A 12,088-nucleotide genomic window follows, 5' to 3' on the forward strand; every position below is an offset into this window, starting at 1 on the left:
GCGCTTGCGCGGCCCGTCTCTCCCTTGCCCGGGGCGCAATGATCGAAAAGGTGTTTGCGATGCCCGTATCTTCGGACGGCGTATCCTACTGGGTGTCCCCCAAATGGCTGGTGCTGGCGGCCGTTATCGCGGCCGATGGCTTGCTGGTGAGCTATGACCTGCGGCTCGGCATCGCGGCGCTGGTGCTCAGTTTGGCAGCGGCGCTGGCCTGGGCCTATCTGTCGCTGCGTTATGGTGCCTTGAGCGGGCAGCCCTCGGTGCGTTCGTCGTTGCTGGCGCGCGCCGATCATCAGGCGGCGGTGCGGCGCAAGGCGGCAAACGCGTCAGCGGCGCAGCAAGGCGCGGACCCCGCCGAGCGCGCCTGACCGTGCGGCCAGCGCCTTGGCGCGCGCGGTGCCCGCGTCAAATGCGCCGCGTGCGCCGAGCAATGCGCGGTTGGCGAGCGTCGGGCTGAGCAGGACGAGGCTGGTGCACAGCGCATGGTGCGTTCCGAACAGCGCCTTGTGCGCGCCTTCGCCTTCGGTGAAATCGAACCGGGCAAAGCGCGCTTCGGCAAACAGGCGTTCGAGCGCCTCGATTTGCAACACCGTCCCGACCGACCATTGCGCGAAATCAGGGTCGTAGCCGAGGTGCGCATAGACCAGCGTGCGACCGCTGACCGGCAGCGACAGATAGGCGACCGGCATCCCGCCTGCATGGAGCAGGAAAGCGCGCATCCGGTCATCTTCCGCCGCCTCCAGCATCCCGCGCCGCGCCGCGGCATCACCGGGGAGCCCCGCACCAAGCAGCCGCGCCTGATAGGTGCGCGCCGACAGCGGTAGCGCGGCGGCAAGGAATGCCTCGATCTCGGCAGGCGTCCGGTGCGCGGTGACGTGGTATCCGCCCGGGCGGTCGGCGAGCTTGCGTGCCTTGCGACGCAGGGTCGCGCGCGTCTTTCCCGAAAAGCGCGCCATGTAGCCGGCAAAATCGCCGTCCATCGCGATATAGTGGCGGCGGTAATCCTGCCGTGCGCCCGCCACGAAGCCGGGATAGCACGCAGCAACATCGGCAAGCCGTGCGATGGGAGCGGACAGCACGCGCACACCGTCGGGGCCGGGTGTTGGCGCGCAGGGGAGATCGCGCGCCAGCGCATCGTCGAGCCCGAAGCCCCACGTCGCCAGATCGCGCGGCACGCGCAGCAGGCGGCGCGATCCCAGTGTGAAGTCGATGGCGTGTCGCGGCATTGCGGGTCCGGTCCGGCCTAGATCGCCCCGTAGAGCGCGTTGGACACCAGTTGTTCGGCCATCCGCCGTCCGGTGCGGATCGCGCTTGCCGGCAGCGCGGCCGGGGTTTCGCCGGTCAAGCGCAGCAGCGGCGGGGTGGCGGCAAAGCTGCCGGTCTCGACCTCGCGCATGCGCGCCAGTGCAGCGAGCAGCCCGGCAAAGCGGCGACGCACGATGTGGTTGATCGACCGGGTGCGGCGATTGAGCAGCTCGAACGAATGGCTGACGAGCACCAGATCGCTCCGGCCCGCAGCGCGCACGTGGCGGATCGCGGCGAGCATCTCGGCCAGCGTCAGCGCGGTGATCTGCGCATGGCGCAGCCCGCCGCCCAGCGTGCCGATCGCGCCGATCGGCACTTCGATCACGCCCATGTGTCCGACCGGGTCGCGCACCTCCGGCGACAGAGCGATCCGGCATACACCGCTGCCCGCCAGCGCAGGGCAATGGCTCGAATCGTAGGCGATCCCGTTGGCGGCAAGCGCGCGCAAAGTATCGTCATTGGCGCCGTAATTGCCCGCGCGAAACGCGATCGGTGCAGGCGCCCCTGCCGCCATCAGGGTGCTGCGCGCATAGTCGATGATCGCGCACTGGTCCTCGAAGGTGAAATCGAACAGGTTGCGGCCCGTCGCGCGCGATGCCAGCGGATTGGCATCGCCTGCCAGACCAAGCCATTCGGTGTGGCAATGCAATTGCACTTCCTGCCCCGCGACGAGGATCGGGCCGACGACATCCTCGATCGCGGCGATGCCCCAGACCAGCGCGGGCATCGGGTCGACGAAGAACACGGCCCTTTGTCCGGTCTCGCGCAGCAGATCGAGCTTGTGCGTGATCCCGGCCGGCCCATCGGGCGTGATGCCGGCGATCGAGCAGGCGAAATTCTCGCGCCGGTCATCCGCGCCCGGACCGCTGTAGAGGCCCGATGAATATTCGGTGTCGATCGTGATGAACACACGGGTCATGCCCGCAGCTTAGGCCCGTGCGGGTTAAGATGCGGTGATGATGTATCCTCGCGCGCAGGGCGGCGGCTCAGATCCCGCCCGGCGTGGTCGGATACCCCGCCTCCGCCAGCGCGCGCGCCAGCTCCGCCGCACAGGCAGCAAGGTCATCGGCATCGACCGACCGGATCACGAAATTTGCCCCCACGCGGCCGTCGCGGAAGAAGGGGTAGGAGCCGATCTGGCAGGTATCGAACGCGGCTTCGGTGCGGCGCAGGATATCGGCGACCTCGCTTTCGGGGATCCATCCGCCCAGCGTTTCGGACAGGAGCGGGGCGCCGCCTTCAAGCTGGCCGGTGAGCGCATCGAGCATCCCTGCGGTGATGTGCGGCACGCCCGCCATCAGGAACAGGTTGCCGCGCCGGATACCGGGCGCGCCCGACATGCGGTTGGGGATCAGTTCTGCCCCCTCGGGCACGCGTGCCATGCGCAGCCGCCCTTCGTTCAATCCGCCGCGGGTCTCGTAATAGCGTTCGAGGATCGCGCGCGCTTCGGGGTGGATCACCACCGGCACACCCAGCGCGGCGGCGACTGCATCGACGGTGATGTCGTCATGCGTCGGCCCGATCCCGCCGGTGGTGAAGAGATAATCGTAAGCCTCGCGCAGTGCATTGACCGCATCGACGATCCGCGCCTCGACATCGGGCACCACGCGCACTTCGGCCAGGCGGATGCCCTGCACCTGCAGCCAGCTGGCGACCTGCGCGATGTTCTTGTCGTGCGTGCGGCCGGAGAGGATTTCGTCGCCGATGACGATAAGCCCGGCGGTCCAGATCTTTGCAGGTGCGGTCATGGCGGCAAGGTTAGGCCAAGGCGGGCGCAATCGGAAGCGATTACCGCCCGCCGTCTACGCTTATTCCGCCGCTTCGAGCTGCTCGCCCGCGGCTTGCGCATTGGCGCCCGCGCGGGTGAAGGTCAGGATGCCGTCGGTCAGCGGATCGTTCTTCATCCGCTTGCGATCGAGAACGTATTCCTGATTGAGCCGCCACGGGTAGCTGACCGAATTGCGCGGCATGATGTGCTTGCCGCGCTGGATATAGCCGGACGAGAAATCGAACACGTCGTCCTCGGTGATCGCCGCCTCGGCCGCGGGGGTCAGGACCGGGGTGGCGATGGTGGTGCCGGTCTTGCGCATATGTTCGAGCACGCGGCAGACGTAATCCGAATTGATGTCCGCGCGCAAAGTCCAGCTGGCGTTGAGATATCCGAACACCACCGCCAGATTGGGCAGGTTCGAGAACATGCAGCCCTTGTAATAGAACCGCTGGTTGAACGCGACGGGTTCCCCATCAACGCGCACGTCGATCTTGCCTGCGACCGCGAGTTTGAGGCCCGTTGCCGTCACCACGATATCGGCGGGCAGGAATGTGCCATCGGTCAGGCGCACGCCGCCCTTTTCGAACTTGGCGATATGGCCGGTGACCACATCGGCGCGGCCAGCCTTCATCGCGGTGAACAGATCCTGGTCGGGCACGAGGCACAGCCGCTGTTCCCACGGGTTGTAGGGCGGGGTGAAGCTCGCCTTGTCGTAATCCGGCCCCAGCGCCTGCTCGATCTTCTTGTAAAGCGCGTCCTTCACCTTTTGCGGATTGTCGCGCGCCAGCTTGAAGCTGAAGTCCTGCATCTTGATGTTCTTGAACCGCGTCAGCCGGTAGGCGAGCTTTTCGGGCAGAATCTTGCGCAGGAAGTTGGCGATACCGTCCTTGGCAGGGCGGGTGAACATCCATGTCGGCGTGCGCTGGAGCATCGTGACATGCGCGGCCTCGCGCGCCATAGACGGCACGATCGTCACCGCGGTCGCTCCCGATCCGATCACGACGACATGCTTGTCCCTGTAATCGAGATTTTCGGGCCAGAATTGCGGGTGCAGCACTTGGCCATCGAACTCGCCAAGGTCGAAGCCGGGGTCATAGGCCTCGTCGTAATCGTAATAGCCTGCCCCCAGATAGAGGAAATTGGCGGTGAGATGCGCGGTGGTGCCGTCGGCGCGTTCCATCGCGACGTGCCAGCGCGCGTCATCGTGGCGAAAATCGGCGCGCACGACCTTGTGACCGAAGCGGATATGCTGGCGGATGCCGCGTTCATCGACGATCCGGTTGAGGTAATCGAGGATCGCGGGCGCATCGGCGATGCTCTTTTCATGGCGCCAGGGTTCGAAATCGAAGCCCAGCGTGTGCATGTCGCTATCCGAACGGATGCCGGGGTAGCGGAACAGATCCCATGTGCCGCCCAGATTGTCGCGCCGTTCGACGATGGCATAGGAATGGTGCGGCGCCTTCATCTCCATGTGCGCGGCCATCCCGATGCCGGAAATGCCGGCGCCGACGATCAGGACATCGAAATCAGGCGGTGTTGCGGACATTGTGGGGCTCTCCCTCCCGGTATTTTGCGCGATGTAATCATACCGCTTGCGCAAAAGCGAGTCTTGAATAGCAATCTGCAACTGACTTTGTGGTGACGCGGGCCGTGCCACCGCCTATGCCGCTGGCCATGACCTATCGCACCCGCCTGCTCGCCTGCTGCCTGATCCTCCCGCTTGCCGGGCCCCTGGCCGCGCAGGACGAAGGCATGGACGACGCCGTTGGCGATGCTGCGGTGGAAGAAATCATCGTCACCGGGCGCGGGCTCGACCCGGCGCTGTCGACTGCGGTCTATGCCACCACCACGCTCGAACGCGAGACGATCGTCGCGAGTGCATCGGGGCGGATCGAGGATGTGCTGCGCGGGATTGCGGGGTTTCAGCAGTTCCGCCGGTCGGACAGCCGTTCGTCCAATCCCAGCGCGCAAGGCGTGACGCTGCGCGCGCTGGGCGGCAATGCCACCAGCCGCGCGCTGGTGCTGCTTGACGGGGTGCCGCTCGCCGATCCCTTCTTCGGCTATATCCCGCTCTCGGCGATTGCGCCCGAAACGCTGGGCACGATCCGGGTGACGCGCGGCGGGGGTTCGGGGCCGTTCGGCGCGGGCGCGCTGGCAGGCACGATCGAACTGGAAAGCGCCGAGCCGGGGGCGGTGTCGCCGCTGCTGGCCAGCGCGGCGGTCAACGACCGGGGGGAGACCGAGGCTTCGGGCGTGCTGACGCAGAGCCTGGGACGCGGCTTTGCCATCGCCAGCGGGCGCTGGGACCGCGGGCAGGGGTTCTTCACGACACCCGACAACCAGCGCGTTCCTGCCAGCGCGCGCGCGGCCTTCGACAGCTGGAACGCGGCCCTGCGCGGTGTCGCGCCGCTGACCGACACGGTCGAAGTGCAGGCGCGCGTCGCCGCCTTTCGCGACAATCGCACGCTGCGCTTCGAAGGCGCGGATTCGTTCAGTCAGGGCGAAGAGGCGAGCCTGCGGCTGGTCGGGCGCGGTGCGTGGGCCTTCGACGCGCTGGCCTATGTCCAGGCGCGCGATTTCGGCAATGTGGTGATTTCCTCGACACGTTTTACCCCAACGCTCGACCAGCGGCGCACGCCGTCGACCGGCACCGGGGGCAAGTTCGAACTGCGGCCGCCGATCCTCGAAGGGCACGATATCCGCATCGGCGCGGATTATCGCCGCGCGGATGGCCAATTGCAGGAAGAGGCGCTCAATGCCGTCAGCGGCGCGGTGACCGAACGCCGCCGGGCAGGGGGCGCGACCAGCAATCTCGGGCTGTTCGTCGAGGACGACTGGCAGATCGGCCCGCTGCTCATCAACGGCGGGCTGCGCGCTGACCGGACCAGTATTACCGACGGGTTCTACCGCGCGGTCAATGCCGCGGGCGTGGTGGTGAGCGAGATCGCCGCGCCGGACCGCAGCGACTGGGCGCTGAACTGGCGCGCGGGCGCATCGTTCAATGCCGCGCGCCGGCTCGACCTCCGCGCCGCGGCCTATACCGGGCTGCGCGTGCCGACATTGAACGAGCTCTACCGCCCCTTTGTGGTGTTCCCGGTGGTGACCGAGGCCAATGCCGCGCTTCAGAACGAGCGGCTGCGCGGCTACGAGATCGGGTTCGACTGGCAGCCGGTCAATGCGCTGGTGCTGTCGGTCACCGCCTTCGACAACGAGGTCAAGGACGCAATCGCCAACGTCACCATCGGCCCGAACCTGCGCCGCCGCGCCAATCTGCCGGCGATCGCAGCGCAAGGGATCGAGGCCAACCTGGCGGCGAAATTCGGCACAGTGAGCCTCGACGGCGCGCTTGCATGGACCGATGCGCGCGTGCGCGGGCGCGGCACTTCGGCCGATCTCGACGGCAAGCGCCCCGCGCAGACCCCCGCATGGTCGGCGAGCATGACGCTGGGCTGGCAGCCTGCGCCCCGCTGGCACCTTGCGGCAACGCTGCGCCACGTGTCGGCGCAGTTCGAGGACGACCGCCAGAGCGACCGACTCGCGCCAGCGACCACGATCGACGCCTTTGTCGCCGCACCGCTGACCCGGCGGCTGTCGGCGGTGCTGCGGGGCGAGAACCTGACCAGCGAAACCATCGTCACGCGCAACCAGGGTGGATCGATCGACCTTGGCACCCCGCGCACCCTGTGGGCAGGGTTACGTTACGGCTTCTGACAATCGGCGCATCAATCCGCAACATTGTTGCGGGCACCATGCCCGTGTCGAACGCTTGATGCGCGGAATGCATGGATGTGGCATTTTTGCTACTGTCACAGATTAGTTTGCCTGTGACTCTTGTTAGGGCGCGCGACCCTGATAGCATCCCGCCTGCTAACCCAAGACCGGCGACAGACCGGCTGGACAGTGGAGAGAGGGAAACCCATGACGCGCAAGTTCGCTACGATTGCCTGCGGCCTGTTGGCCGGAAGTGCCTTGACCACCCCTGCCTTTGCCCAAAGCAACCAGGAGAGCGGTGCGACCACCGATGACAATGTCATCATCGTGACCGCCACCCGCCGCGCGCAGGACGTGCAGGACATTCCGCTGGCGGTGACCGCGCTGGCGCCCGCACAGCTTGAATCGCAGCGTGTCGTCAACATCCAGCAGATCGCGGCGCTCGCACCCTCCTTCACTGCCAGCCAAGCGCAGCTCGCTTCGGGCTCGGTCGTGCTGCGCGTGCGCGGCGTGGGCACCACGTCGAACAATATCGGCTTCGAAAGCGCGGTCGGCATCTTCGTCGACGGTGCCTACCAGTCGCGTCCCGGCGTCGCCCTGTCCGAATTCGTCGATGTCGAACGCGTCGAAGTGCTGCGCGGCCCGCAGGGCACGCTGTTCGGCCGCAACACCTCGGCCGGCGCGCTCAACATTACCAACGTCCGCCCCGATGTCACCGAATTCGGCGGCTTCGTGAACGCCGAATACGGCAATTTCGACGAGAAGAGCCTGCAGGGCGCGATCAACCTGCCGATCGTCAAGGACACGCTCGCGTTGCGTCTGACGGGCGCCTGGCGCGAACGCGACGGCTTCCTCGACGTGGTCAACCGTTCGGGCGCCAAGATCGGCGAGACCAACACTGTCGACCAGTGGCTGGTGCGCGGCCAGATCGGCTGGGACACCGAAAGCGGGCTGCGCGGGCGGATCATCGCCGACTATTCCAAGAGCAATTCGAGCTGCTGCGGCGCGATCGAACTCTATCAGTCGCCCGCCGTCACACTGGGCGCCTATCAGGCGGTCGGGCTGGGCGCGAATGGCGGCAACGGCCAGCCCTTCGTCGCGACCGCGCCGTTCGATCAGGGCGGGTTCGAGCGGGCGATGGACAACCGTGTGGTTTCGGCCAATTTCGCCCCGCGCGCGGATGTCGACAACTACGGCGTGACCGGCGAGCTTGAGTTCCCGCTGTCCGAAAATGCCGACATCATCTTCATCGGTTCCTATCGCAAATACGAAAGCTTCGAAGCTTACGATTCGGACTTCACCGGGCTCGACATCTTTAACGTCACCGGGCTCGAGCTCGATCTCGAAACCTGGACCGGCGAATTGCGGCTTCAGGGCGAGGCTGCGGGCGGCAGGCTCAACTACATGGTCGGCGGCTTCTATTCGGACGAGCAGATCGACCAGTCGGGCAGCTTCGCGCTCGGTCAGGATTATGGCGAAAATGTCGGCGCGCTGCTGTTCGCGGCGACGGGCGGCGCGCTCGGTCCCAACCCGCTGACGGTGTTCACCGGCCGCGATCCGGCGGGCACCACCAACACCAACCGCTTCCAGCAGAGCGCCAAGAGCTACGCGGTCTTCACGCACAACTCGTTCGAGATCACCGACGGCCTCGAACTGACGCTGGGTGCGCGCTATTCGTGGGAAGAAAAGTCGGGCGCCTTCACGCAGACCGCGGTCAACAACCAGATCTGCCCCGCGGTGATCGGCTCGATCCAGGGCGGGTTCGTTCCCGGCGCGCTGGTCGGTCCGCTGACGCAGCTCGGCTGCTTCGGCTTCACCGCACCGGTCAATCTGCCGCAGGCGACCGCAGCGGGCGGGGGCGCGGTCGGCGCGACCTTCCGCGCGCTTCTGCCGCGCACCTTCCAGACCGATTTCGAGGACGAGGAGCTGATCTACACCGCCAAGCTCGGCTACGAAATCAGCCCGTCGATCAGCACCTATGCCAGCTTCACGCACGGCTACAAGGCGGGCGGGATCAACCTCGATACAACCGCTGCGGTGGGCGGCGCCGACCCGCGCTTCAAGTCGGAAGAGGTCGATGCCTACGAACTGGGCGTCAAGGCGCAGAGCGCCGACCGTTCGGTCACCGTCAACGTCGCTGCCTTCTATGAGAAGTTCAGCGACTTCCAGGTGCTCGAATTCACCGGCACCGCCTTTGCCACCTTCAACGTGCCCAAGGCCAACACCCGCGGGGTCGAAATCGAAAGCCTGCTGCGTCCCGCAGACGGTCTGACGATCAACCTGGCTGCGACCTTCCTCGAGGCGAGCTATCCCGACGATTGCGCCGGCGACCAGATCGCCCCGCAGGTGGTGTCGCTGTGCGGCAATGACCTGACCAACGCGCCGCGGATCATCGCGCTTGCCGGCGCGATGTGGGAAAAGCCGCTGAGCGACAATGTCGAGTTCTTCGTCTCGGGCCAGGTCCGCGCCGAAGGCGACCAGCGCACCTCGACGCAGGCGATCGTTCCGCCGAGCGCGGCGCAGATCGCCGCACTCGGGCCGCAAGCTGCGGTTGCGGCACAGCCGCTGATCGTGGCCGACATCCAGGACGGCAAGGCCTTCGTCAATGCCCGCGCAGGCCTGCGGTTCGCGGGCGGCAGGTACTCGCTCGAAGGCTGGGTCAACAACCTTACCGACGAAGTGGTACGCGGGGTGACCTTCAATACCACGCTGCGCGGTTCGGGTGCGGCCAACTCGCGTTCGGCCTTCACGCTGCCGCCGCGCCAGTATGGCGTCACGCTGCGCGCGAAGTTCTGAGCGTTTAGCACACGTTAGCTCCGGAAAGGAGCGGGAGAGGGGGGCGGCTCGGGCGACTGGGCCGCCCCTTTTTTGTCTTGCGTTCGCCCCTCCGGGCGAGCGTCCTCGGTGCGTTCCCCTTCGCTTTGCTACGGGAGCACCTGCGGCCCGGGCGCGTGCGCTCACGGTCGCGGTCGCTTCGCGGCCGATCCAGTGCAGTTTGGCAAGGTGAGCGCGATTGCGCACAAAGAAGGCGGCCCGTTGCGGGGCCGCCTTCTTATTTCGATCTTCGTGCCAGAACGGCCGCGCTAGCGACCGCAAGGCCGGGGTCGAAGCCGAAGGCTTAGACGTGCAAAGCACACCTGCAAGGCCGCCCGCAGCGGCTCCGCAGCGGTGCGGAGCACGTCTAGCGAGGACGTGCCTGCGGAGGCTGGCACGCCAACAACCTCACATACTCCTTGCGATCAGCATCTTCATGATCTCGTTGCTGCCGCCATAGATCCGCGCGATGCGGGTGTCGCGGTACATCCGGGCGATCGCATAATCGTTGATGTAGCCCGCACCGCCGTGGAATTGCAGACACTTGTCGACGACCTCGCTTTGCAGTTCGGTCACCCAGTATTTCGCCATGCTCGCGGTCGCGACATCGAGCTTGCCTTCGAGCAGCTTGGCGATGCAGTCGTTGACGAAGACGCGGGCCGCAGTGCCGCGCGCCTTCAGGTCGGCGAGGGTGAATTGGGTGTTCTGGAAATCCCAGATCGTCTTGCCGAAGGCCTTGCGGTTCTTGACATATTCGACCGTCACATCGAGCGCCTTCTCGATCCCGGTAATCGCGTTCATCGCGATCACCAGACGTTCCTGTGGCAGCTCGCCCATCAACTGGTAGAACCCGCGCCCTTCGACCCCGCCGAGCAGATTATCCGCGGGAATGAAGACGTTGTCGAAGAACAGTTCGCTGGTGTCCTGTGCATCGAGCCCGATCTTGTCGAGCTTCTTGCCGCGCGCGAACCCTTCTGCGCCTTCGGTTTCGAGCAGCAGCAGCGAGATGCCCTTGGCGCCTTCGGCCGGATCGGTCTTGGCAACCACGATGATGAAATCGGCCAGCTGCCCGTTCGAAATCCACGTCTTCGACCCGTTCAGCCGGTAGCCGTTGCCGTCCTTCAGCGCGGTGGTCTTGATGCTCTGAAGGTCGGACCCGGCATCGGGTTCGCTCATCGCGATCGCGCTGACGAGGTCGCCGGTCACCAGCCGGGGCAGGTATTTTTGTTTCTGTTCTTCAGTGCCGTGGCGCACCAGATAGGGCAGGATGATGGTGTTGTGCAGGCTCGCGCCGAAGCCTTCGACGCCGTGCTTGGCCTGCTGGTCGATCACCACCATGTCGTGCCGGAAGTCCCCGCCGTGGCCCCCATATTCGGTCGGCACCGACACGCCGAGCAGCCCTGCGGCGCCCGCTTCGCGCCAGAACTCGCGTTCGACCATTCCGTCCTCGCGCCACTTGTGAACGCGCTTCTCGGGGGCATGCTGCTGGTAGAACTTGCCGACCGCATCGGCAAAGATCGCGATTTCCTCTTCTTCCATGAAGGCCGGTTGCGGCACGTCGATGACAGGCATCTTTTTCTCCTGGTGATCGGCAGATGTTTCACGTGAAACACGCGAGAGAAGGCAGGTGAGGCGGGGTCTAAACGGGGTCTGGAGGGGGTCAAAAAGGGCTCAAACCCCGATCGACCCCCTGCCAGAACCGGTCACAGCGCCGCTTACTTTCCGGTCCAGTTGGGCTTGCGCTTTTCGGCAAAGGCGGCCGCGCCTTCGCGCGCGTCATGGCTGACGAAGACCGGGCCGATCAGCTGGCCCTGCTTGGCGTAGCGGTCTTCATGCGCCCAGCTGCGCGACTGCTTCATCACTGCCTTGGACACCTTGACCGCGAGCGGGCCGTTGGCCGCGATCTTCGCGGCCAGCGCCTTGGCGCCTTCAAGCGCGCTGCCTTCGGTCACCTGGTTGATGAGGCCAAGCTGGTAAGCGCGCTCCGCATCGATGAAATCGCCGGTCAGCGCGAGTTCGAGCGCGATGCGTTCGGGGATCTGGTCGGGCAGCATCATCACCCCGCCGGCCGCGGCAACAAGCCCGCGCTTCACTTCGGGAATGCCGAACTTGGCATTGGCATTCGCGACGACCAGATCGCAGGCGATCATCAGTTCGAGCCCGCCGGCCAGCGCATAGCCTTCGACCGCGGCGATCAGCGGCTTGGCCGGAGGGGCCTGCACCACGCCGCCGAACCCCTTGCCTTCGACCGACGGGCTTTCGCCGCGCAGGAAGCCTTTCAAATCCATGCCCGAGCAGAACGTGCCGCCCGCGCCGGTGATGATCCCGACGCGCAGATCGTCCTCGGCATCGAGCCGCTCCATCGCTGCGGCGATGCCTTCGGCGGCGGCCTTGGTCATCGCGTTCTTGGCTTCGGGGCGGTTGATGGTGACGATGAGGACGCCGTCCTCGACTTCGGTCAGCACTTCAGGCGCAGCGGTCTCGCTCACA

The 12,088-nt window shown here is 66.0% G+C and carries 9 protein-coding genes; 3 read left to right on the plus strand and 6 right to left on the minus strand.

Annotated features, from left to right (window positions below; translation table 11 throughout):
- Positions 1 to 38: 38 nt before the first annotated feature.
- Complete coding sequence (locus tag A9D12_RS06665; RefSeq protein WP_068350586.1) at positions 39 to 365, plus strand: hypothetical protein; 327 nt, start codon at positions 39 to 41, stop codon at positions 363 to 365.
- Here the strand turns inward: A9D12_RS06665 and A9D12_RS06670 are convergent.
- The 4 genes from A9D12_RS06670 to A9D12_RS06685 all read right to left on the minus strand — a co-directional run bounded on the left by A9D12_RS06670 (position 324) and on the right by A9D12_RS06685 (position 4,619).
- Complete coding sequence (locus tag A9D12_RS06670; RefSeq protein ID WP_068350587.1) at positions 324 to 1,223, minus strand: GNAT family N-acetyltransferase; 900 nt, start codon at positions 1,221 to 1,223, stop codon at positions 324 to 326. The two genes, A9D12_RS06665 and A9D12_RS06670, sit on opposite strands and share 42 nt — an antisense overlap.
- A gap of 17 nt (positions 1,224 to 1,240) precedes the next feature.
- Complete coding sequence (locus A9D12_RS06675; RefSeq protein ID WP_068350588.1) at positions 1,241 to 2,221, minus strand: polysaccharide deacetylase family protein; 981 nt, start codon at positions 2,219 to 2,221, stop codon at positions 1,241 to 1,243.
- Positions 2,222 to 2,288: 67 nt separating this feature from the next.
- On the minus strand, positions 2,289 to 3,050 hold the full coding sequence (locus A9D12_RS06680; protein WP_068350589.1) for a competence/damage-inducible protein A: 762 nt from the start codon (positions 3,048 to 3,050) through the stop codon (positions 2,289 to 2,291).
- Between the two features lie 60 nt (positions 3,051 to 3,110).
- Complete coding sequence (locus A9D12_RS06685; RefSeq protein WP_068350590.1) at positions 3,111 to 4,619, minus strand: flavin-containing monooxygenase; 1,509 nt, start codon at positions 4,617 to 4,619, stop codon at positions 3,111 to 3,113.
- 128 nt (positions 4,620 to 4,747) lie between these two features.
- On the opposite strand from A9D12_RS06685, the gene A9D12_RS06690 reads away from it, so the two are divergent.
- Positions 4,748 to 6,784, plus strand: coding sequence for a TonB-dependent receptor plug domain-containing protein (locus tag A9D12_RS06690; protein WP_068353891.1), 2,037 nt, complete (start codon positions 4,748 to 4,750; stop codon positions 6,782 to 6,784).
- Positions 6,785 to 6,991: 207 nt separating this feature from the next.
- Positions 6,992 to 9,580, plus strand: a complete 2,589-nt coding sequence (locus tag A9D12_RS06695) for a TonB-dependent receptor (RefSeq protein ID WP_068350591.1) — start codon at positions 6,992 to 6,994, stop codon at positions 9,578 to 9,580.
- A 426-nt stretch (positions 9,581 to 10,006) separates the two neighbouring features.
- On the opposite strand, the gene A9D12_RS06700 is transcribed toward A9D12_RS06695, so the two are convergent.
- Positions 10,007 to 11,170 carry an acyl-CoA dehydrogenase family protein gene (locus A9D12_RS06700; protein ID WP_068350592.1) on the minus strand — a complete coding sequence of 388 codons (1,164 nt, stop codon included), beginning with the start codon at positions 11,168 to 11,170 and terminating at the stop codon, positions 10,007 to 10,009.
- 143 nt (positions 11,171 to 11,313) lie between these two features.
- The gene (locus A9D12_RS06705; protein ID WP_068350593.1) at positions 11,314 to 12,087 is read right to left on the minus strand and encodes a crotonase/enoyl-CoA hydratase family protein; all 774 of its coding nucleotides are present in this window, start codon (positions 12,085 to 12,087) and stop codon (positions 11,314 to 11,316) included.
- Between the last annotated feature and the right edge of the window lies 1 nt (position 12,088).

Origin of the sequence: Erythrobacter neustonensis (genome assembly GCF_001663175.1) — a bacterium.
GTDB classification, from domain to species: Bacteria; Pseudomonadota; Alphaproteobacteria; order Sphingomonadales; family Sphingomonadaceae; genus Erythrobacter; species Erythrobacter neustonensis.